Below are 24661 nucleotides of genomic sequence, written 5' to 3'. Positions count from 1 at the left end.
CAATGGCTCGCCCGGGCACCCGAACGGAGTGTCTGGAGGTCCGATTTCCGCCGGGAGCAGCGGCACCCCTTGGCCAGACTCGACACCATGAAGGACACGGACGACACGTTGCTCGGCTACTTCGACACCGCGGCAGGAGGCTTCAGTGATCGGCTCCGGTCGGTCCCGGACACGGGCTGGGAGAAGGCCACGCCGTGCACCGACTGGAACGTACGTCAACTGGTCGATCACATGATCCAGGGAAGCCGCATCTACACCTCGCTCCTGCGGGGCGGCAGCAGTGCGGAGTTCATGGCGAACCTGGGCCAGGAGACGCTCACGGGGGACCTGGTGGCCGACTGTCGCGACGCGGTCGCCGAGTGCCGTGCGGCGTTCCGTGCCGTCGGCGCGCTCGACCGCATCGTCGACTACCCGTTCGGCCCTGTTCCCGGCCGACAGCTGCTTGGCCTGTACGTTGTGGACGCGATCACCCATACGTGGGATCTCGCCCGCGCGGTGCGGCTCGACGAACGCCTGGACGCGCGCACGGTGCGCTGGATACTCGACAACTTCCGGTGGATCTATCACGGCCTGAGCGAAAGCCCGATCACGGACAGCGGCCGCTACTACGGGGCGCCCACGAAGGCGCCCACGTCGGCCGTCTCCGAGCAGAGCCGGCTTCTTCACGCGATGGGACGCACGCCGTAGACCGGCTGCACGCGGGGGCAGGTGCAGGTGTTCTCCGGTCGGCCGTAGGGTCAGGGCCGGTTGTACCGCCCGCACGCGCTTGAACCCGTGCTCACGTCCTCCAGGCAGATCCTGACGTACGCGACCCCGCCGGGCGCCTCCGCAGGCAAGGTGGTCCTGAACGGATACGTCCCGTTGCACTTGGCGCCGGTGGTCGAGGTGCCGAGCTCCTCGCCGGCGGCGCCGTACGCGTCGAACCTCACCCTGTCGCAGCCGCCGGCCCGCAGTGTTCCATCGGCCCCGACCGAGCGGTTGTACCAGGTCAGGGTGCCGCGGAGCGAGCCGGTGCAGAGGGTGAGGTCAAAGGGGACGGTCGGGTAGGAGGCGGCGGTCCGCGCGCCGGCCGCGGGCGCGCCCAGCAAGGTGCCGGCCGTCAGCACGGCGGCTCCGAGGGCGGCGGCCAGATGAGTCCTCATGGGGGTCCCCAGGTGGGGGCGAGCCGGTTACGGCTTCACCACCTTGGCCGAGTGGGTACCTGCGGCCCACCCTTTAAGGGACGGCTTAAGGCGGGGCGGGACGGGAGGGAGCGGTGCCTCTTCGTCGGGAGCCGCATATGAAGAAGGTGAGCGACTCTCAAATGTTCGTTCGGTACACCGGTGGCAGGTTGTTCGGACACATGCCAATTGGCCGAATCTGTGCGGTGCGAGGGGGATGGAGGTCCGGCCGACCGCGGAATGAGGGAGCGAGGCGATGGTGGTGCGGGGTCGAGTGGGGCGTGTCGGTGGCGGATCGCGTACGTCCACCGCGTGTTGAGTCATCGTCCCGTCGGCGGAGCCCGATGCGTCCGCTGGCTCAATCATCACCCCAGATCAGGGGGGATCTCGGCCGATTTGCCGACGGTGCGACAGGGCATCCATCCGGTCATGCCCGGCGGTGTTCGACGCACCCGTCCGCACCCTGGCCGCGTTCTTCTCCGCACAGTCCGGTTTGCCGCTGAGCTGCCGGGGCACCCGCGGCGATGCGGCTTTCGACGGTCGGTCCTTGTTGTCCGGTCGACCGGCCGAAATGGCTGAGCGGTGACGCAAAAGCACCGGCAGAGCACTCTCCGCTCAACCTCAGGGGGTTGCTTGCAGGTGACTCGCCGTGAAGACTGTGGCCGAGTTCCATCGAAACGAAGGTGTTCCGAGGGGCGCATCATGCCAATCGTGGCACGACACGCGCTGCGATTGCGTACTCTCACATCCGTTTCGCACGGCCGGGCCTGGGGGTCCACTGGCCGTCCAGGAGCAGGGAGGGTCCCGCGTATCCGGTGCGCGGGAGGTATCGCCGAGGGGGATGGGGTTATGTCGGGTTGGCGCGCCGCACGACTGGGCCGACTGCGAGGCCGTGACCGGCGCTGCCGCCACGACATCCCGTATCGCATGTGTTGAGGTCCGGGAATCCACCCCGGTGTCGCCCTCGGTGTCGTGGCTGACACCGATCGACTGTCCCGCCGTACGAGAGCCCCGCGGGGCACGTGTCGTCCTCTGCCCGGATTCAGGTCCCGGGCCGGGCGGCATGGACACAGTCGTGCCCGGGGCCGCCCCATCCTGGCCGGCCCGGTCCACCACAGCCCTGTGCGCGTGACTCCACCGTGCCCGCACGCGCCAGCCGCTAGCAAGGGAGACAAGGTGATCAGCAAGCAACCGACCGGCGAGCGACCCCTCTTGGAGGAGTTACCCGACCGCTGGCGGGGCTTACGCGCGACCGGGCCGGTGCGCTACGACGAGACCCAGCGCGTCTGGCAGGTGCTCGACCACGAGAGTGTCTCCGCCGTCCTCGCCGACCCGGCGACATACTCCTCGGAGCTCTCCGCCCTCGCACCCACCCAGTCCGACTTCGAGACCTTCACCCAGGGCAACTTCGTCGGCATGGACCCGCCGGAGCACCGCAAGCTCCGCACCTTGGTGAGCCAGGCGTTCACCCCGCGCGTCGTCCAAGGACTCGAACCCCGCATCGAGGCCGTCTGCGCCCGCCTCCTCGACGCCGTGGCCGACCGGGACCGGTTCGACCTGGTCGACGCGCTGGCCTACCCGTTGCCGATCATCGTGATCGCCGAACTCCTCGGCATCCCCGCGGAAGAGCACCGGCTGTTCCAGGAGTGGGCGAGTGTCCTGTTCGGCGGTGACCAGCTCGGCGAGGCACCCGACATGGCCGACCTGGAGCGGGCGCTGGAGGCCATCGCCCCCACCGTGCGCGAGATGAACGGCTACATGCTGGAGCACATCCGCGCCCGCCGCGCCGACCCCGGCGACGACCTCACCAGCAGACTCATAGCCGCCGAGGTGGACGGAGTCCGCCTCGGCGACCAGGAGATGGTCGGCTTCGTGGCCCTGCTCCTGGTGGCCGGGCACATCACCACGACGGCGCTGCTGGGCAACGCGATCGTCACCTTCGACGGCGACCCCGACACGGATGCAGCGCTGCGCGCCGACCCCACGCGCGTCCCGGCCGCCGTCGAGGAGGTCCTGCGCTGGCTGCCGCCCTTCCCCGAACTGGGCCGCAGGGTCACCCGGCCCGTGGTCCTCGGCGGCCACGAGATCCCGGCCGACACCATGCTGATGGCCCACCTCGGCGTCGCCAACCGGGACCCCGCCCGCTTCAGTGTCCCCGACGTCTTCGACGCGACCCGAAGCCCCAACCCCCACTTGACCTTCGGGCACGGCATCCACTTCTGTTTCGGCGCGCCACTGGCCCGGCTGGAAGCGCGGATCGCTCTTCACATGTTGCATGAACGATTCCGCAAACTGGTGATCCCCTCCTACGAGGACATCGTCTACCAGAACCCGGCCGTCATCATCGGCGTACGACATCTGCCCGTAGAGGTCGACAGACCGTAGTCGCCGGCGTACGCAGCGCCCCCGGCCGGCCCGCACCGCTCGTTCCCGGGCCGGATCGGCACACCCGCACATGAGACCCACCCAACGGGAGTCCTCTTCTCATGCCGTACACCATCCCCACCGCTCCGGTCGCCCTCCGGGCACCGTCCCCCTTGAGCCGTGAGCTCCAGGAACGTCTCGATGACCTGGCCCGCGCCCACCGGGTGCCCGGCGCCCAACTGGTCCTGGACACCGGCAGCGACGTCGTCGCCGTGCACACCGGCACCGCCGACGTCACCACCGGCAGTCCCTTCACCGCGGACACCGCGGTTCCGCTGGGCTCGCTGACCAAGCCGTTCACCGCCGCGCTCGTCATGCTCCTGGCCGACGACGGCGACCTCGACCTCGACGAGCCGGCCGCCGAGCACCTGCCCGAACTGGCCGGCATACCCGAGGTGACGACTCGTCAACTCCTCAGCCACACCGGGGGACTGCCCACCGGCCCCGACTCGGACACCGCCGCCGCGACCACCCCCGCGCGCTACCTGGCGGCCGTCTGCACCGCCGGCGATCTGCTGTTCACACCCGGAACCGACTTCTCCTACTCCAACGCCGGCTACGTCGCCGCCGGACGGCTGGTGGAGAGAGTCACCGGCATGCCGTGGCCCGAGGCCGTACGGGCGCTGCTCCTCGAACCCCTCGGTGTCCTGCCCGCGTTCGTCTCCGACACCGCGCCCCAGCGCCCGCTCGCCGCGGGACACGCCGTCAACACCGCCACCGGGCAGGCCGTCGCCGCCCGGCAGAACCTGGCCTCGCTGGAGGCGCCGGCCGGCGCGCTGCTCGCGAGCGCCCTGGACCTGGCCGTGTTCGGCAACGCGCTGACCGGACGCTCGGATCTGCTGCCGCCCGCCGTCGCCAAGGAGATGCGCCGGGCCGAGACCGCCGCCGACCCGGGCACGCTCGCCGACGGCTGGAGTGCCGGACTCGCCCTGTACCAGCGGGACGGCCGCATGTGGTGCGGCCACGACGGCAACGCCCAGGGCACGTCCTGCCACCTGCGGGCCGAACCGGAGAGCGGCGTCGTCGTGGCCTTCACCGGCAACGCCGGGGGCGCCACCGCTCTCTGGCACGACCTCGCCGACGACCTGGCCGCACTCACCGGCATCCGGGTGCCCACCGAGACGCTCACCGCGGACCGGGGCCTTCCCGTCGGCCTGCCCGACTGCGCGGGGACCTACCGCAACGGCGCCACGACCTACCGCGTCGCGCCCGGGCCGGACGGTGCGCCGGCCCTGTCCATAGACGGGGACCTGCGCCTTCCGCTGGTCTGCTACGCCGACCTGTCCTGCGATCTGCGCGATCCGGCCACCGGCCGCATCGAGCCCGGTGGCCGGTTCCACCGGGATCCGGCCACCGGCACGATCGACCGGATACAGATATCCGGGCGCACCGCGCGCCGCGTCGCCGACGGCTGAGGCCGCTCCCGGTTCCCTCGGGGGCCGGTCGGCGGGCCGGCATCCGCCGCTTGGAGGCCGGTGCGCGGAACCGCCCTGCCGCGCGGCACCGGCTCCGGAAACGGTTCGACGTGGCCGGTCCGGATCGGCGGGTCGCCGTCGCTGGACCACGGACACCACCCCTGGGACCGATGAGTCGCCCGTCGGGGCCACGCCTCACCGAGCTCGGCGGTTCGGCCACCGGGCCGGGGCACCGACAGGCCCGGAGCGCTCGGGCGCCGTCGCCGGACGACTCGGCCCCCACCAGGACCGGTGAGCCGTTCGCCGGGGCCAGGCCAGGGCTCCGTCACCGGCCCAGGCCCGTCGGCTGCCGCACCACCCCGCCGTAACCCGTCCGCACCGCACCCGCACCAGGTCCCCACCCCGTTCCGTCGCACCGCCGCACACACCCCGGTGTGTCACGTCCGGTCCGGTGCTCCGCCCACCGGGCGGAGCCGGGTCGTCCACGTGGCCCGCGCCGCATCGCCCTGCTCCCCAGAAGGACTTCACCCATGACGGACCTGCACGACAAGCCCGCACCGGCGTCCTCCCTGCCGCAGGGCGGCCTCACCGCCGCACCGGGGACCGAGGCGGCTCGGGCGTATCCGACGCTCGGCGAGCTGTTCACCGCCTGGGTGATCCGGACCCCGGACGCGCCGGCCCTCACCGACGGGCGGCGGACCTGGACCTACCGTGAACTGGCGGAGCGCACCGACCGGTTGGCCGCGCACCTGGTGGGCCGGGGAGCGGGCCCTGACCGGGTGGTGGCCCTGGTCCTGCCACGCTCCATGGAGCTGATCGCGGCGGAACTGGCCGTCGCTCGGGCGGGCGCCGCCTTCCTGCCCGTGGACCCCGCCTATCCGGCCGAGCGCCGAGCCCTGATGCTCGCCGACGCCGCGCCCGCGATCACCCTGGACGATCCGCGCGGGGTGGGCGAACTGATCGAAGCCGAAGACGCCGCGGGGCACTCGGCCGACGCCGAGGCCGGTGCCGGCGTGGACGCCGATCACGCGGCCTACGTCATCTACACCTCCGGTTCCACCGGCACCCCCAAAGGCGTGACGGTGACGCACCGCGGCATCGGCGGCTTCACCGCGGCCGCCGCCGAGCGGTACGCGGTGGGCCCCGGCGACAGAGTGCTCCAGTTCTCGTCGCCCAGCTTCGACGCCTCCGTCCTGGAGCTGTTCATCTCCGTCCTGTCCGGTGCCACGCTGGTCGTACCGCCGCACGGGCCCTGGCTCGGCGACGAACTCGCCGCGGTCCTGGACGAGCACCGCATCACCCACGCCCTCATCCCGCCCGCCGCGCTGGCCTCTCTGCCCGACCCCGCGCGCGGCACCGCCCGCCACTTGCGCACGCTGATCGTGGGCGCGGAGGCCTGCCCGGCCGGGCTCGTCGATCGCTGGGCACCCGGCCGCCGGATGATCAACTCCTACGGTCCGACCGAGACCACCATCGTCGCCACGTGGACCGGGCCGCTCACCGCGGGCAGCGGTACGCCGACGATCGGCGGCGCTCTGCCGCACACCCGGGTGCACGTCCTGGACCCCGCGATGCGGCCCGTACCGCCCGGCGCCGACGGCGAGTTGTTCGTCGGCGGTGACGCGGTGGCCCGCGGCTATCTGGGCCGCCCCGGGCTGACGGCGGCGCGGTTCGTCGCCGATCCCTTCGGCGCGCCGGGAGCGCGTCTGTACCGCACCGGTGACCGGGTGCGGTGGACCGCGGAGGGCGAGCTGGAGTTCCTGGGCCGCCTGGACCGGCAGGTGAAGATCCGCGGCTTCCGGATCGAACCGGGCGAGATCGAGGCGGCGTTGCGCCGGGCGGGCGGCGGCGCGATCGGCGAGGCCGTGGTCGTGGTACGCGAGGACGTGCCGGGCCACCGACGCCTCGTCGCCTACGTCACCGCGGCCGACCAGCCTTCACCCGGCGGCTCCAGTGGCTCCGCCGACCAGCCTGCACCCGGCGTCCCCGGCGCCTCCAGCGGCTCCGCCGACCCCGCGGACCTCAGCGTGACCTCGGCCACCCCGGCCGTTTCCGGCGCCCTCCCCGCTGCCGCCCCCCAGCCGGCCGCGCTGCGCGCCGCCCTCGGGGCCGTGCTGCCCGGGCACATGGTGCCGTCCGCCATCGTGGTGCTCGACCGGATGCCGCTCACCCCGCAGCACAAGATCGACCGGCGGGCCCTGCCCGCGCCGGAGCGCTCGGTGGCGGCCGGGCATGTGCCGCCGCGGTCGGACGAGGAGCGGGCCCTGGCCGGGATCTGGGCGGACGTTCTCGGCGTCGACGAAGTAGGGGTCACCGACGACTTCTTCGACCTGGGCGGTGAGTCGATCCTCGCCGCCCGTGTCCTCGCCCGCGTCCGGGACGACCTGGGCGTCCGGCTGACCGTGCGGGACGTGTTCACCGCGCGGACGATCACCGCGCTCGCGCCCCTGCTCGCCGCCCCCTCGGCCGCCGCGCCACCGGAGCAGATACCGCCGGCCCCCCGCGAGGGCGTACTGCCGCTGTCCAGCGCGCAGCGGCGCCTGTGGTACATGGACGACCTCACCGAGGGCGGCACCGAGTACAACACCGGTGTCTCGCTCCGGCTGCGCGGCCCCCTGGACCCGGAGGCGCTGCACCGTTCCCTGCTCCGGCTCGCGGCCCGGCACGACTCCCTGCGCACCACGTTCCCCACGGTCGACGGCCAGGGCGTCCAACGTGTCGCACCCGAGCCGGACGTACCCCTGCGGACGACCGATCTCACGGGCGTACCCGACGCGCGCCGCGCCGGGGCCGCCGAGGAACTGCTCACCGAGGAACTGTGCCGCCCGTTCGACCTGGCGGTCGGGCCCCTCACCCGGGCGCTGCTCGTCCGGCTCGCCCCCGAGGAGCACCTGCTGCTCCTGGCCCAGCACCACATCGTCACCGACGGCTGGTCGATCAACATCCTCACCCGCGAACTCGCCGCCCTCTACCGGGCGGAGGCCACCGGCGAGCCGGACGGACTGACGCGACCCGCCCTCCAGTACCCGGACTTCGCGCTCTGGGAGCGCCGGCAGCGGGCCGGTGACGCGGACACCGCCGACCTGGCCTACTGGAAGCGGCATCTGGCGGGCCTCCAGCACCTGGAACTGCCCACGGACCGGCCGCGTCCCGCCGTGCGCACCACCGTCGGCGCCACCCACCGGCACGTGCTGCCCGCGGAGTTGACGTCCCGGCTGCGCCAACTGGCCGCGGGCCGCGGCACCACGGCGTTCACCCTGTTCGCGGGCGCCGCCGCGCTGCTGTTCTCCCGCTACTCGGGACAGCGGGACATCGCGTTCGGCACCGTCACCAACGGGCGCGGCCGCCGGGACCTGGAGGATGTGCCGGGCTTCTTCGCCAACACCGTGGTGCTCCGCGGCGAGGTGGACGAGCAAGCCACCGTGGACCGGTTCGTGGAGACGATGCGCACGACGGTGCTGGACGCCTTCGCCCACGACGGGGCCCCGTTCGACCGGGTGGTGGAGGAGCTGGCCCCGCGCCGCGACCCGAGCCGCACCCCGCTGGTGCAGGTGCTCGTCGTGCAGCAGAGCGCCTCTCCCGCGCTGCCGCTCGCCGGCGGTCTGCGCGTCACCGAGCACCCGCTGCCCCGCCCCGCCGCCCGCTTCGACCTGGTCCTGGAGTTCACGCCGGACGCCGACGCGGACGGCGACTGCGTGCTGACCGTGGAGTTCAACAAGGACCTGTTCGACGCGGCGACCGTGACCCGGATGACCAGCCACCTGCATCGGCTCCTCGAGGGCATGGCAAAGGGCCCGGGCCGCACGCTGGCCGAACTGCCCATGCTCGCGGCCGATGAGCTGCGTACGCTGGTGGACGACTGGAACCCGCCCGCCCACGCGGTGCGGGACAACGGCTGCGGCACGCTGCCCGCACTGCTGTACGCCCAAGCGGCGAGGACCCCGGACCGTACCGCCGTCGTCCACGGCGAGGTCCGGCTGGACTATGCCGAAGTCGCCCGGCGCGCGTCCCGGCTGGCCCGGCTGCTCGTCGCGCGTGGCGCGGGGTCCGAGACCCTGGTCGCCCTGTGCCTGCCGCGCTCCGCCGACCTCGTGCCCGTCTTGTGGGCGGTGCTCGCCTCGGGCGCCGGCTACCTCCCGGTCGACCCGGCCTACCCCGCCGAGCGGGTCCGCTTCATGCTGGAGGACGCCCGGCCCGCCCTCGTCCTCGCCACCCGCGAGACCGCCTCCGCGCTGCCCCCGGAGTGCGTGCCGCTGCTCCTGGAGGACTGCGCCGCGCCGGACGCGCCCGACACCGCGCTGACCGACGCCGACCGGCTCCGGCCGCTGCTGCCGGACCATCCCGCGTACGTCATCTACACCTCGGGGTCCACCGGCCGCCCCAAGGGCGTCGTGGTCGCACACCGCGGTGCCGCCGCGCTGGCCGCGTGGGCGGGGGAGCGGTTCGGGCCCGAGGGCCTGGCCCATGTGATCGCCTCCACCTCCCTCAACTTCGACGTCTCGGTGTTCGAACTGATCTGCCCCCTGACGGCCGGCGGCACCGTCGAGGTGGTCGCCGACCTGACCGCCCTCGCCGACGGCACCGGACCCCGGCGCGCCACGCTGCTCAGCGGCGTGCCGTCCGTCGTCTCCCGGCTCGTCGCGGGCGGCACGGCACCCCTGACGGCCGACACCGTCGTCCTCGCCGGCGAGGCGCTGCCCGCGCAGACCACGCAGGACCTGCGGGCCGCCATGCCCGGCTGCCGGATCGCCAACGTCTACGGCCCCACCGAGGCCACCGTGTACGCCACCGCCTGGTTCGCCGGTGACCGGCTGCCCGAACAGGCCCCGCCCATCGGCCACCCGGTGGCGCTGACCCGCGCCTACGTACTGGACACCGCCCTGCGGCCGCAGCCCATCGGCGTCCCCGGCGAGCTGTACCTGGGGGGCGGCGGCCTGGCCCGCGGCTACCTGAACCGGCCCGGACTGACCGCCGCCCGGTTCGTCGCCGACCCGTTCGGCGCGCCGGGAGAGCGCATGTACCGCACCGGCGACCTGGTGCGCCGACGCCCCGACGGCGGACTCGAATACCTGGGCCGCACGGACCAGCAGGTCAAGGTGCGCGGCTTCCGCATCGAACTGGGCGAGGTGGAGGAAGCGCTGCGCGGCTGCGCCGGCGTGGCCGAGGCGGCCACCGTCGCCGCCACCGACGCCGACGGCAACCGGCGCCTGGTCGGATACGTCGTACCGGCCGCCGGACAGCGCACCGAACCCGAGGCGGTACGCCGGGACCTCGGCCGCACGCTGCCCGACTACATGGTCCCCTCGACCGTCCTCGTCCTGGACGCCCTGCCGCTCAACCCCAACGGCAAACTCGACCGCGGCCGGCTCCCCGACCCCGGCCCCGCCGTGCGCGCGGTGCGCCACGTCGCGCCCCGCACGCCCACCGAGCACACCCTCGCCCGGATCTGGGCGGAGGTGCTGCGGGAGGAACGCGTCGGCGTCGACGACAACTTCTTCGAACTCGGCGGCGACTCCATCCTCAGCATCCAGGTGGTGGCCCGCGCCCGGCAGGAGGGCCTGCCGCTCACCTCCCGGGACCTCTACCAGCGCCAGACCGTGGCCGCCCTCGCGCACTGCGCGGACGCGGCGGCCGGCCCGCGCGAGGCCGCGCCCGTACCGCAGGCGCCCACCGGCACGGCCCCCCTGACCCCCATCCAGCAGTGGCTGTTCGAGGCCGTCGGCGAACGCGCCGGGCACTTCTCCCAGGCGCTGTCCCTGCGGATGCCCGCCGACCTGGACGCGGCGGCGCTGGAGGACGCCCTGAACGACCTGGTCGCCCACCACGACGCCCTGCGCTCCCGCTTCACTCCCGGCGAGCCGGCCGGCTGGCACATCGAGGAGCGGGCACCCCGCCTCCTCCTGGCCCGCCACACCGGTCCGGAGACGGACACCCCGCACCTCGGCCCGTTCGACCTCGCCCGGCCGCCGCTGCTGCGCGCCGTCCTGCACGACACCGGCGCCGGCGCGCCCCGCGTCCTGCACCTCGCCGTGCACCACCTGGTGGTCGACGGAGTCTCCTGGCGGCTGCTCCTCGAAGACCTGGACCGCGCCTACCGGGCCCGCCGCGCGGGCCGGGACGGCGCCGCGGCCCTGCCCACGAAGTCCTCGCCGCTGCGCCAGTGGGCCCGCAGACTGAACGCCCACGCCGCGGCCGGCGGTTTCGACGACGAGCGCGCGTACTGGGCCGAGGCGGTCCCCGCCACCGGGCCCGCCCTGCCCGCCGAACTCACGGGCGGCCCCGGCACCTACGCCGAACAGAGGTCGCTCACCGTGCGCCTGGACGCCGAGGCGACCTCGGCCCTGCTGCGCACCCTGCCCGACACCTACCGCACCCGGGCCAACGACGTCCTGCTGGGCGCGCTCGGCCGGGCCCTGTGCGGCTGGAGCGGCCAGGGGCGCGTCGTGGTCGACGTCGAGGGGCACGGCCGCGAGGAACTCTTCGACGAGCTGGACATCGGCCGCACGGTCGGCTGGTTCACCACCCGGCACCCCGTCGCACTCGCCGTCCCCGAGGACGCCGATGGGGACACCGTGCTCAAACAGGTCAAGGAGCAGCTGCGCGCCGTACCCCGCAACGGCCTCGGCCACGACGTACTGCTCCGGCAGGCCGGCCCCGGGGCGCCGCCGCGCACCGACGCGTGGCTCAGCTTCAACTACCTGGGCCGCATGGACACACCGGAGGACCCCGACAGCCTCTACCGGGGCACCGTACGCCCGCTGGAACTGGACGCCCACCCGGCGGCCGAGCGCCCGCACGCCGTCGAGGTCGTCGGTCAACTCGTGGGCGACACACTGGAGTTCACCTGGTTCTACGCCGACCTCCCGGGCCGCGAGAGCGCGGTCGCCGACCTCGCCGGGCGCTTCGGTGACGCGCTCACCGACCTGGCCCGGCACGCCGCCCTGCCGGGCGCCGCGGGCCGCACCCCGTCCGACTTCCCGCTGGCCCGGCTCGACCAGGCCGCCGTGGACCGGATCACCGGCGCGGACCCGGCCGCCGTGGCCGACGTCCTGCCGCTCACGCCCACCCAGGCGGGCATGCTCTTCCACGGCCTGTCCCAGGACGACCGCGGTGTCTACGTCCAGCAGCTGACGTTCGTACTGGACGGCGTCCCCGACCCGGCGGCCCTCGCCGCGGCCTGGCAGCACGTCACCGACCGCACCGACGTGCTGCGTGGCCGGGTGCTCTGGCAGGACGTCCCCGAACCGCTGCTGGTGGTGGAGCGCCACGCGGCCGTGCCCGTCACCCACGTCGACTGGCGCGACCTGACGGCGGACGAGCACCGCGCCCGCCTGGACGACCTGCTGGTCAGGGACCGCGCCGACGGCATCGACCTCGGGCGGGCCCCGCTCCAGCGCCTCCTGCTCGCCCGCGTCTCCGAGACCGCCGTGCGCGTGGTGTGGTCCTTCCACCACCTGCTGCTCGACGGCTGGAGCATGTTCCAGGTCCTCTCCGACGTCTTCACTCACCACGCCGGGCCCGCCGCCGCCCTCCCGCATCGCCCGCCCTACCGGGAGTACGTGTCCTGGCTGCGGCGGCGCGACCCGGAAGCGGCCGAACGGCACTGGCGGCGCCGCCTGTCCGGCCTGACCGAGGCCACACCGCTGCCCTACGACCGCGAGCCGCAAGAGGCCCACCGCGCCGAGTCCACGCACGCGGTCCACGGCACACTGCCCGCCGCCACCACCCGGACGCTGGAAGAGGTGGCCCGCACCTCCGGCCTCACCCTCAACACCGTGGTACAGGGTGCCTGGGCGCTGCTCCTCGCCCGCCAGGCGGGCCGCGACGACGTGGTGTTCGGCACCACCGTGTCCGGCAGGCCGGCCGAACTGCCCGGCGCCGAGGCCATGACCGGCCTGTTCATCACCACCCTGCCCACCCGCGTCACCGTCCCCGGCCACGGCACCCTGCTCGACTGGCTGCGCGCGCTCCAGCACGACCAGAGCGAGGACCGGCGCTTCGAGCACCTGCCGCTCACCCGGATGAAGACGTTCACCGAACTCCCCGAGCGCGTCGGTCTCTTCGACAGCATCGTCGTCTTCGAGAACTATCCGGTGGACGACGACCTCGCCGCCGCCCACGGGCTGCGGCTGAGCGGACTGGAAGGCGTCGAGACCACCAACTACCCGCTCAGCCTGACCGCTTACCCGGGCGAGGAGCTGGGCCTGCGCCTCGGCTACGACCCCGAGCTGTTCGACGCCGGCACGGCCGGGCGCATGGCCGAGTACCTCACCGTGCTGCTCACCGGCATGACCACCGGCTCACCGCTCCCGCCCGCCCGGCTTCCGCTGCTCGGCGCGGACCGCCGCGAACAGGTCCTGCACACCTGGAACGACACCGCCACCGACCTGCCCGACAGCACCGTCGCCGACCTCTTCGCCGCCCAGGTGCGCCGCACCCCCGACGCCGTCGCCCTGGAAGCCGGGGACGAGCACCTCACCTACCGTGAACTCGACGCCCGCGCCGCCCGGTCGGCGGCACGGCTGGCCGCGGCAGGGGTACGCCCGGAACACCCGGTCGGCGTCCTCATGGACCGATCCGCCGACCTGATCATCACCCAGCTGGCACTCGTGCGCACCGGCGGCGTGTACGTGCCGCTGGACGGCCGGGCACCGGCCGAGCGGCTGCGCCGGACCCTGGCCGAGGCCGGGGCCGGCCTGCTGCTCACCGACGCCGCCTGGGAGGCGACGGCCCGCGAGGTGCTGCCGGACGACGCCGTCCTGCGAGCCGACGACACCTCTGGACCCACCGGTCCCGCCGACCCCACCGGCCTCGCGCCCGAACACGCCGTGCACCCCGACAACGTCCAGTACCTGATGTTCACCTCGGGCTCCACCGGCATCCCCAAGGGCGTCGCCGTACGCCAGCGGGACGTCGCCGCCCTCGCCCTCGACCGCGCCTTCGCCGGGCACGACCGGGTCCTCGTCCACTCGCCGCACGCCTTCGACGCCGCCACCTACGAGGTGTGGGTGCCGCTGCTGCGCGGTGGCACGGCCGTCCTCGCCCCGCCCGCCGACCTGGACGCCGCCCAGGTCCGCCACGCCGTCACCGAGCAGCGCGTGAGCTGCCTGTGGCTGACCGCCGGCCTGTTCCGCCTGCTCGCCCAGGAGGACCCGGGCTGCCTGCACGGCGCCCGCGAGGTGTGGACGGGCGGCGAGGCCGTGCCGGGCGCGGTGGTGCGCCGGGTCCTGGACGCCTGCCCCGGCCTGACCGTCGTCGACGGCTACGGCCCCACCGAGACCACCACCTTCGCCACCCGCCGCGTCTTCCACGCCGGCGACGCGCTGCCCGCGGTGCTGCCCATCGGACGCCCGCTCGACAACACCCGCGTCTACGTCCTGGACAGCGCCCTCGACCCGCAGCCGCCGGGCATCCCCGGCGAGCTGTACATCGCCGGCGCGGGCCTGGCCCGGGGCTACGCGGGGCGGCCCGGCGCGACCGCCGCCCGCTACCTCGCCGACCCCTACGGGCCGCCCGGCACCCGCATGTACCGCACCGGCGACATCGTGCGCTGGAGCGCCGACGGCGAACTGCACTTCGTCGGCCGCGCGGACGACCAGATCAAGATCCGCGGCTTCCGCGTCGAACCCGCCGAGATCGAGGCCCGGCTGACCGCCCACCCGGCCGTCGCCGAGGCCGTCGTCTCCCTGTACCAGGACGGCGGACGCAAGCGCCTCGCCGCCCACCTCGTGCCGTCCCCCGCCGCCGAACCGCCCTCCGCCGCCGCGCTCCGCGCGCACCTGGCGGCCGGGCTGCCCGACTACATGCTGCCCGCCGCGTTCGTCACCGTGCCCGAGCTGCCCCTGACGGCCAACGGCAAGGTCGACCGGCGGCGGCTGCCCGCACCCGACTGGGCGGCGGGAAGCGAGCAGGCCCACCGCGCCCCGCGTACCGAGGCCGAACGCGTCCTCGCCGGGATCTGGGCCGAGCTGCTCGGCGTGGCACGGGTCGGCGTGGACGACAACTTCTTCATGCTGGGCGGCGACTCCATCCTCAGCATCCAGGTGGTCTCCCGGGCCCGCGCCGCGGGACTCGCGCTCACCCCCCGCGACCTCTTCCGCCACCCCACCATCGGCGAACTGGCCGCCGCCACCGGTGGCGCCGCGTCCGCCGTCGCCGGCACCGAGCCCGTCACCGGAGCGGTGGACCTCCTGCCGATCCAGCACTGGTTCCTCGACCCGCGGCCGGCGCACCCCGCCTTCTTCAACCAGTCCGTCGTCATCGAGCCGGCCGGCACCGTCGACCAGGACGCCCTGCGCACCGCCCTCACCGCGCTGTGGACGCACCACGACGCGCTGCGCGCCCGGTTCCTCCGCGACGACGAGGGCGCCTGGCGGCAGGACATCGCCGCCGACGGCCCGGTGCCCGACCTGCTCCAGGTCCACGACCCGGCGGACGAGGAACGCGCCACCGCGGCGGCGCACACCGGACTGAGCCTGGACCACGGCCCGCTGTTCACCGCCCGGCTGTTCACCGACGGCACCCGGTCCGCCCGGCTGCTGCTCGTCGCCCACCACCTGGTGGTCGACGGCGTCTCCTGGCGGATCCTCCTGGAGGACCTGGAGACCGCCTACCGGCAGGCCGCCGCCGGCGAACCCGTACGGCTGCCCGCCCGCACCACCTCCGTACGGGAATGGGCCGCCCGACTGCGCGCCGACGACCGCTTCGCCACGCGGCTCGGCCACTGGGAGCGCACCGCCCGGGCCTGCGCCGACCCGCTGCCCGTGGACCGCGACGGCGGCAACACCACGGCCGACGTCCGCGAGGTCACCGTCCGCCTCGACCGCGCGCACACCGACGGCCTCCTGCGCCGCGTCCCCGGCGTCTACCGCACCCGCGTCGACGACGTGCTGCTCACGGCGCTGGGCCGCGTCCTCGGCGACTGGACCGGACGCGACACCGTCGCCGTCGGCCTGGAGGGACACGGCCGCGAGGACCAGCTGTTCGAGGACATCGACCTGTCCCGCACGGTCGGCTGGTTCACCTCGCTCCACCCCCTCGCCCTGTCCGTCCCGGCCGGCTCCTGGGGCACTGCGCTGAAATCGGTGAAGGAGCAGCTGCGCGCCGTACCCGACCGCGGACTCGGCTACGGCGTGCTGCGCCACCTCACCCGCGAGGAGCGGCTCGCCCGGACGCCCGAACCCGGCATCAGCTTCAACTACCTGGGCCGCTTCGACTGGTCCGCCGACGCCGGCACGCTGGTCGCGGCGGTGCCCGGCGGCCTGGGCGGAGCCGAGGCGCCGGAGACCGAACGCCCGCACCTCATCGATGTCGTGGCCCGGGTCGAGGACGACCAGCTGGAGATCACCTGGTACTACAGCGCCGGACGGCACCACGAGGAGACCGTTACCGCGCTGGCCGACGCGATGCTGCGGGCGCTCGGCGACATCGTCGCGCACTGCGCCCTGCCGGACGCGGGCGGCCGCACCCCCTCCGACTTCCCGCTGGCCCGGCTCGACCAGGCCGCCGTGGACCGGATCGCCGGGGACGGCCGGGACGTCGCCGACATCTACCCGCTGACGCCCATGCAGGCCGGCATGCTCTTCCACAGCCTGCTCGACGCCGACAGCCGCACGTACGTCAACCAGGTGCAGTTCGTCCTGTCCGGCGTCACCGACCCGCACGCGCTCGCCACCGCGTGGCAGCACACCGCCGACGCCAACCCGGTGCTGCGCACCCACCTGGTCTGGCAGGAGACCGCCGAACCCCTCCAGGTCGTCCGGCACCGGGCCACCGTGCCCGTCACCCACCACGACTGGTCCGGCCTGCCCGCCGAGCACGGCGCACGCGAGCTGGACCGCCTGCTCGCCGAGGACCGGGAGGCCGGCGTCGAGCTGGGCGTAGCGCCCCTGATGCGGCTGACCCTGATCCGCCTCACCGCCGACCGGGTGCGGCTGGTGTGGACCTTCCACCACGTCCTGCTCGACGGCTGGAGCGCCGCCCAGGTCTTCGAAGAGGTGTGCGAGCGGTATGCCTCTCTGACCGCCGGGCACCAGCTACGGCTGCCCGAGCGGCGGCCCTTCGGCGACTACCTGCGCTGGCTGGCCGAGCAGGACACCGACCGCGCCGAGCACTACTGGCGCACCACCCTCGCGGGCTTCCAGGCACCCACCGAACTGCCCCGCGACCGGCGCCCCGCCGAGGCCCACCGCGCCTCCTCCTGCGCGTCCGTGCGGATGGCCCTCGACGCGGACGTCTCGGCCCGGCTGCGGGAGACCGCCCAGCAGGCCGGACTGACCCTCAACACCGTCGTCCAGGGCGCGTGGGCGCTGCTGCTGTCCCGCTACGGCGGCGGCGAGGACGTGGTGTTCGGCACCACCGTCTCCGGCCGGCCCGCCGACATGCCCGGCGTCACCTCGATGGTCGGGCTGTTCATCAACACCCTGCCCGTCCGGGCACGCGTCGACGGGCGGCGCGCGCTGCTCGACTGGCTGCGCGAACTGCAGGCCGCCCAGGCGGAGGCCCGGCGCCACGACTTCGTGCCGTTGGCGCAGGTGCAGTCGTGGAGCGACGTACCCGGCGGCACCAGCCTGTTCGACTCCCTCGTGGTCTTCGAGAACTACCCCTTCGACGAAGGCGCCATGGCCCGGCACGGCCTGGCCATGGAGCAGGAACGGGACCTGGAACCGACGAACTACCCGCTCAGCGTGGTCGTCGCGCCCGGCGACAGCCTGGCCGTGAACCTGGACTACGACCCGGCCGCCTTCGACGCCGGCACGGTGCACGCGCTCGGCGAGAGCCTGCGCGCCCTGCTGACCGGCATGGCCGAGACACCCGAGCGCCGCCTGGGCGACCTGGCCCTGCTCGACCCCGCCGAGGCACGCGACCTGGTGGCCCGGTTCGGCGGACGGGTGGCCGAGGCACCGTACGACACCCTGCCCGAGGCGTTCCGGCGCCAGGCCGAGCGCACCCCCGACGCCCCGGCCGTCCGTCATGGCGACACCTGCCTCGGCTACCGCGAACTCGACGCCCGCTCCAACCGGCTGGCCCGGCTGCTCATCGCCGCCGGTGCCGGACCCGAGGGCTTCGTCGCGCTCTGCCTGCCCCGCACCGCCGACCTGATCGTGGCGCTCCTCGCGGTGCTGAAGAGCGGCGCCGGGTATCTGCCGGTCGATCCGCAGTACCCCGCCGAGCGCGTCGCGTTCCTCTTCGAGGACGTACGGCCGGACGCCGTGATCACGGCCGCCGAGACCGCCGGCCGGCTGCCCGAGGGGCCGTACACCAGGATCCTCCTGGACGAGGAGCCCGGCACCGACCTGCCCGACACCCCCGTCGGCGACGCCGAACGCCACGCCCCCCTCCTGCCCGCGCACCCGGCCTACGTCATCCACACCTCCGGCTCGACCGGCCGTCCCAAGGGAGTGGTCGTCAGCCACGCCTCCGTGCGCGCCCTGACCGACTGGGCGGCGGCGGAGTTCGCCGGGCACGGCCTGGAGCACGTGGTGGCGTCCACCTCGCTCAACTTCGACGTATCGGTGTTCGAGATCTTCTCGCCGCTCCTGTCCGGCGGCTGCGTGGAGATCGTCCGCGACCTGCTCGCCCTCGCCGAACGCCCGGGGCCCTGGCGGGCCGGACTGCTCAGCGCGGTGCCCTCGGCCCTCGACCGGCTGCTCGCCGAGGACGCCGTCCACGTCACCGCGGACACCGTCGTCCTCGCGGGGGAGGGGCTGCCCGCCCGGACCGTCGGCCGGGTCCGCGAGGCCGTGGCCGGCGGCCAGGTGCACAACATCTACGGCCCCACCGAGGCCACCGTCTACGCCACCGCCTTCACCTGCGACCCCGCCGACCCCGACCGCGACCCGCCGATCGGCAGGCCGCTCGGCGGCGCCCGCGCCCACGTCCTCGACGAGCGGATGCGGCCGGTGCCCGTGGGCGTGCCCGGCGAGCTGTTCCTCGCCGGAACCGGGGTCGCCCGCGGCTACCTGCGCCGCCCCGGCCTGACCGCCGCCCGCTTCCTGCCCGACCCGTTCGGCCCGCCGGGCAGCCGCATGTACCGCACCGGTGACCTGGTCCGCTGGACCGCCGACGGCGACCTCGTCTATCTCGGGCGCGGCGACGACCAGGTCAAGGTGCGCGGCTTCCGCATCGAACTCGGCGAGGTCGAAGCGGCGCTGGCCCGCCACCCGGCGGTGGCGGCGGCAGCGGCCCGCGTCGTCGAACACGCCGGGCACCGCCGCCTGATCGGGTACGTGGTGCCGCATGGGGCAGGGCTGCCTGCCTCGGCCGGGGATGCCGGTGTGCCCGGCGGCACGACGGTCCTGCCTCAGTCCGCCGGGGACGGGGGAGTCGGCCCGGCCGACGGCCCGGTGGGCCAGTCGGCACCCGGGCGCCTGGAGGAGCACTCGGCGGGCCAGTCCGGTCCCGTGGAGGATCGCTTGCCGAGTGGGCCGAGGTCCGGGCGTGTGGCGGACGGCCCGGTGGGCCAGTCGACACCCGGGCGCCTGGAGGAGCACTCGGCGGGCCAGTCCGGTCCCGTGGAGGACCGCTTGGCGAGTCGGCCGATATCCGGGCGCGTGGCGGACGGCCCTGCGAGCCAGTCCGCCCCCAGCGGTCCCGCGAAGGACGGCCCCGCCGCTCTGCCCGACACCGGTGAGCTCCGTGCCTTCCTCGCCCGGAGTCTTCCCGACCACCTGCTGCCCGCCCTCGTGGTCCCGCTGGAGCGGCTGCCCCTCGGTGCCACCGGCAAGCTGGACCGCCGGGCGCTGCCCGTGCCCGAGTGGGGGGCGCCGACCGTCGGCACGGGAGGCCGGCCACCGCGTACCGAGGCCGAGCAGCTCCTCGCGGCCGTCTGGCGCGAGGTGCTCGGTGTGCCCGAAGTCGGCGCGGACGACAACTACTTCACGCTCGGCGGCGACTCGGTGCTCGGCATCCAGATCGTCTCCGCCGCCCGCCGGGCCGGACTCGCCCTGACCCCTCGGCACCTGTTCACCCACCAGACGCTCGCCGAACTCGCCGCCGTGGCCGAGCGGGCGCCCGACACCGCCACAGCCACCGCCGAACAGGGGCCGGTGACCGGCGACGTTCCGCTCACCCCCGTACAGCACTGGCTCCTGGACACCCTCACGGGCGAGCCCGCCCACTTCAGCCAGACCGTCTCCTACGAGCTGGCCACCGACCCCGACGAGGCACTGCTGCGCGCCGCCCTGTCCGCCGTACTGGAACACCACGACGCACTGCGGATGCGCTACGAACCGCTCGACGACGGAAGCCGGCGGCAGTACGGCACCCCGCCCGGCGACCACCGTGACGTCCATCTGGAGGTGCACGACCGGACGGCCCCCGAAGTGGTGGCCGATGCCCTGGGCGCCGACTTCGACCTGGCCGGCGGACCGCTGCTGCGGGCCGCGCTGTGCCGGCCGGGCGACGGCGGGCGGCCGGTGCTGCTCCTCGCCGCCCACCACCTGGTCGTGGACGCCGTCTCCTGGCGCCTGATCCTGGAGGACCTGGAAGCCGCCTACGAGGCGCTGCGGGACGGTGCCCGGCCCGCCCTCGCCCCGAAGAGCACGTCGCTGCGGACCTGGGCGCGGCGGCTCGCCGAGCACACCGAGACGGGCGGTTTCGGCGGTGAACTCGACCACTGGCGCGGTCTGGACGCCGCCACCGCGCTGCCCGCCGACCGCCCCGGCGGCGCCAACACCGTCGCCGACGAGGAGAGCGTGACGGTCGGCCTCGACGCCGAGGAGACCCGACGGCTGCTCCAGGACGTGCCGGACGCGTACCGCACCCGCGTCAACGACGTCCTGCTGTGCGCGCTCGGCCGGGTCCTGGCCCGCTGGAGCGGACAGGACCGGGTGGCGGTGACCCTGGAGGGACACGGCCGCGAGGAGTTGTTCGCGGACGTCGACCTCGCCCGGACGGTCGGCTGGTTCACGGCCATGTACCCCGTTGCCCTGGACGTGCCCCGGGACGCGGACACCGGCACCGTCCTGAAGGCCGTCAAGGAGAACCTACGGGCCGTGCCGCACGGCGGGCTCGGCTACGGCGCGCTGCGCCACCTGCACCCCACGGCCGGCCGCGAGCTGCCCGCCCTGCCGCCGGTCTGCTTCAACTACCTGGGCCGACAGGACCGCACCGGCACACCGGGCGGCCTGCTGCACAAGCCCCACGGCGCACTGTCCGGCAACATGGACCGCTCGGCGCGGCGGCCGCACCTCCTGGACGTCCTCGGCCAAGTCGGCGCGGAGCGGCTGGAGTTCACCTGGTCGTACTCCCGCGAGGTGCACGACCGGGAGACCGTGGAGCGGCTGGCCGGCGAGATGGCCGACGAGCTGCGCGCGATCGTCCGGCACTGCGCCGCGCCCGGCGCCGGCGGCCGCACCCCCGCCGACTTCCCGCTCGCCCCGCTGGACCAGGCGGGCGTCGACCGGCTGGTGGGCGACGGAACGGACGTGGCGGACGTCTACCCGCTCACCCCCACCCAGACCGGCATGGTGATGCACGGCCTGGACGAGGCGGAACACGGCCTGTACGTCGAGCAGATCACCTTCGTGGCGGACGGCGCCCGCGACCCGCGGACCCTGGCCGCCGCCTGGCAGCACGTCGTCGACCGCACCCCCGTCCTGCGCACCTCCGTCGCGCTGCGCGGCGTACCCGTGCCGCTCCAGGTGGTCCACCGGAACGTGACCCTGCCGATCACCGAGCACGACTGGAGCGCGCTCCCGCAGGACCGGCACGACGCGGAGCTGGAGCGGCTGCTCGCCGACGAGCGGGCCCGGGGCCTCACCCTGGACCGCGCCCCGCTGCTGCGGCTCGCCCTGGTCAGGGTCGGCCCGGACGCGGTCCGCGTCGTGTGGACCTTCCACCACGTCCTGCTGGACGGCTGGAGCGTCTTCCACGTCCTGTCCGACGTCACGGCCGCGCACGCCGCCCTCACCCGCGGCGAGCCGCCCCACCTGCCCGAACGCAGGCCGTTCGCGGACTACGCCGGCTGGCTCGTCGTCCAGGACACCCGCCAGGCGCAGGAGCACTGGCGCGCCGCCCTGGCCGGCCTGAGCGGCCCGACCCCGCTGCCGTACGACCGGCGCCCCGCCCCCAACACCACCGCCCGCTCCGGGACGTGGCTGTCCCAGCGGCTGGACACCGCACGCACCAGCCGGCTCCAGGAGTTCGCCCGCCGGCACCGCCTCACCCTCAACACCGTGGTGCAGGGCGCCTGGGCGCTGCTGCTCGCGCGCTGGAGCGGGGAAGCGGAGGTCTGCTTCGGCACCACCGTCTCCGGACGGCCCGCCGACCTGCCCGGCGCCGACACCATCACCGGTCTGTTCATCACCACCCTGCCCGCCCGCACCGAGGTCCACGGCGACGCCGGCTGCGGCACCTGGCTGCGGGCCTTCCAGGAGGCCCGCGCCGAGGACCGCCGCCACGACCACCTGCCCCTCACCGCCCTGCACGCCCTGGGCGAACTGCCGCCGGCCACCGCCCTGTTCGACAGCCTGGTGGTCTTCGAGAACTACCCCGTCGGTGACGCGACCGCGGGCGCGCAGGGACTCGCCCTGCGGGACCTGGACGCCCGGGAGGCCACCAACTACCCGCTCACCGTGGTCGTCTCGCCCGGCGAGCAACTCACCGTCGAACTCGGCTACGACCCCCGGTACTTCGCGGAGGCCGGCGCCGCGTCGCTGGCCGGGCAGCTGCTGCACGCCCTGGACGCCCTGGCCGCCTCGGACGGCACCGCCCGCCTGGACGACATCGACGTCCTGCCGCCCGCACAGCGCGAACTGCTGCTGCGCGGCCCGGCCCGGCCCGCGACCGGCCCCGTGCCCGCCGCCACCCTGCCCGCCCTCGTCGAGGCGGCCGTCGACCGATGGCCGACCGCGACCGCGCTCGACACGCTCGACGCTTCCGGCCCGGGCGCCACGGGCGGCGCGCCGCTGAGCTTCGCGGAGGCGGAGGCCCGCGCCAACCGGCTGGCGCACCGGCTCATCGCCCGGGGCGCCGGACCCGGCGACCTCGTCGCACTGCTGCTGCCCCGCTCGACGGACATGGTCCTCGCCCAACTGGCGGTGACGAAGGCGGGCGCCGCGTTCCTGCCCGTCGACCCGGCCTACCCGAAGGAGCGGATCGCGCTGATGCTGCGCGACGCCGCCCCCACCCTCACCCTCGACGCCCAGGAGGTCGCCGACCTGCTCGCCGCCACCCCGGACGGCATGGCCGGACACCGGCCCACCGACGCCGACCGGACCCGCCCGCTCGACCTGGACGACCCGGCGTACGTGATCTACACCTCCGGCTCCACCGGCACGCCCAAGGGTGTCGTCGTCACCCACCGCGGGCTCGCCGCGTTCAGCGCCGCGGAGGCGGCCCACTACCAGGTCGCCCCGGGGGACCGGGTCCTCGCCTTCGCCACACCGAGCTTCGACGCCTGCGTGCTGGAGCTGTGCGCGTCCCTGCCGCACGGCGCCGGGCTCGTCGTGCCCCGGCCGGGACCGCTGCTCGGCGCCGAACTCGCCGACGTCCTGCGCGCCGGGCGCATCACGCACACCCTGCTCCCGCCGGCCGCGCTCGCCACGCTGCCGCCCGACACCCCCGGCACGCTGCCGGACCTCACGACCCTGATCGTCGGCGCCGACGCATGCGGACCCGACCTCGTCGCCCGCTGGGCGCCGCACCACCGCATGGTCAACTCCTACGGCCCCACCGAGGCCACCGTCGTCGCCACCTGGTCGGCGCCGCTGGCGGCGGACGGCAGCGCACCGCCCATCGGCCGCCCCCTGCCCGCCACCGGCGCCTACGTCCTGGACGCCCGGCTGCGGCCGGTGCCCGCCGGCGTCACCGGCGAACTGTGGCTGAGCGGACCGGCACTGGCCCGCGGCTACCTCGGCCGCCCCGGTCTGACCGCCGCCCGCTTCACCGCCGACCCGTTCGGGCCGCCCGGCACCCGCATGTACCGCACCGGCGACCTGGTGCGCCGCGACAGCGCCGGCGAACTGCACTACCTGGGCCGCACGGACCACCAGCTCAAACTGCGCGGCCACCGCATCGAGGCGGGCGAGGTCGAGGCGACACTGGTCGCTCACCCGGCCGTGCTGGACGCCGTGGTGACCGTACGCGAGGACGAACCGGGCCTGCCACGCCTGGTCGCCCACCTGCTCACGGCCCCCGACGCCGAACCGCCGAGCTCGGCGGAACTGCGGGAGCTGGCCGCACGCTCGCTGCCGGAGTACATGGTGCCGACCGCGTTCGTGGTCCTCGACCGCTTCCCGCTCACCGAGAACGGCAAGACCGACCGGGCCGCCCTGCCCGCCCCGGCACCGGCCGAGGAGCGGGCACGGCCCGAGTACGTGGCACCCCGCACCCCCACCGAAGAAGCGGTGGCGGCCATCTGGGAGGAGACCCTCCAGACGGCCGTGGGCGCCGAGGACGACTATTTCTCCCTCGGCGGGGACTCGCTGCGTGCCCTGCTCATCGCCTCCCGCGCCAACGACGCCTTCGCCGTCACGCTCACGCCCCGCGACGTCCTGGTCTGCCGCACCGTCGCCGCCCTGGCGGAGCTGGTGGAGGACCAGGTGCTGAGCGAACTCGAACAGAGCGCGTACGACGAAGACGCCGCGTCCGGCAGCCCCGACTCCGAAGACGCCGCGTCCGGCGGCCCCGACCACGATCACGAACGGTGAGGACCCGACG

At 74.6% G+C, this 24661-nt stretch carries 5 protein-coding genes; 4 read left to right on the top strand and 1 reads right to left on the bottom strand.

Annotated features, from left to right (window positions below):
• Window positions 1–87 precede the first annotated feature (87 nt).
• The gene (locus ACZ5GP_RS02050) at window positions 88–687 is read left to right on the top strand and encodes a TIGR03086 family metal-binding protein (RefSeq protein ID WP_468748919.1); all 600 of its coding nucleotides are present in this window, start codon (window positions 88–90) and stop codon (window positions 685–687) included.
• Window positions 688–737: 50 nt separating this feature from the next.
• On the opposite strand, the gene ACZ5GP_RS02045 is transcribed toward ACZ5GP_RS02050, so the two are convergent.
• Window positions 738–1142 (bottom strand): hypothetical protein, encoded by a 405-nt coding sequence (locus ACZ5GP_RS02045; protein WP_468748918.1) that lies wholly within the window; start codon window positions 1140–1142, stop codon window positions 738–740.
• A gap of 1194 nt (window positions 1143–2336) precedes the next feature.
• Between ACZ5GP_RS02045 and ACZ5GP_RS02040 the strand changes: the two genes are divergently transcribed.
• From ACZ5GP_RS02040 to ACZ5GP_RS02030, 3 genes are all read left to right on the top strand, one after another.
• Window positions 2337–3545 carry a cytochrome P450 gene (locus ACZ5GP_RS02040; RefSeq protein ID WP_468748917.1) on the top strand — a complete coding sequence of 403 codons (1209 nt, stop codon included), beginning with the start codon at window positions 2337–2339 and terminating at the stop codon, window positions 3543–3545.
• A gap of 101 nt (window positions 3546–3646) precedes the next feature.
• Complete coding sequence (locus ACZ5GP_RS02035) at window positions 3647–4999, top strand: serine hydrolase domain-containing protein (RefSeq protein ID WP_468748916.1); 1353 nt, start codon at window positions 3647–3649, stop codon at window positions 4997–4999.
• A 530-nt stretch (window positions 5000–5529) separates the two neighbouring features.
• Window positions 5530–24651 (top strand): non-ribosomal peptide synthetase, encoded by a 19122-nt coding sequence (locus tag ACZ5GP_RS02030; protein ID WP_468748915.1) that lies wholly within the window; start codon window positions 5530–5532, stop codon window positions 24649–24651.
• Window positions 24652–24661 lie beyond the last annotated feature (10 nt).

The organism is Streptomyces sp. NPDC031466, from assembly GCF_055581265.1.
The sequence above is the reverse complement of the archived record's forward strand: the minus strand, read 5'-3'. Positions and strand labels throughout refer to the sequence as shown.

Excerpts from the sequence above, each read along its gene's own strand:
- ACZ5GP_RS02030 (WP_468748915.1), top strand. The coding sequence starts at position 5,530 with ATGACGGACCTGCACGACAAGCCCGCACCGGCGTCCTCCCTGCCGCAG.
- ACZ5GP_RS02035 (WP_468748916.1), top strand. The coding sequence starts at position 3,647 with ATGCCGTACACCATCCCCACCGCTCCGGTCGCCCTCCGGGCACCGTCC.
- ACZ5GP_RS02050 (WP_468748919.1), top strand. The coding sequence starts at position 88 with ATGAAGGACACGGACGACACGTTGCTCGGCTACTTCGACACCGCGGCA.
- ACZ5GP_RS02045 (WP_468748918.1), bottom strand. The coding sequence starts at position 1,142 with ATGAGGACTCATCTGGCCGCCGCCCTCGGAGCCGCCGTGCTGACGGCC.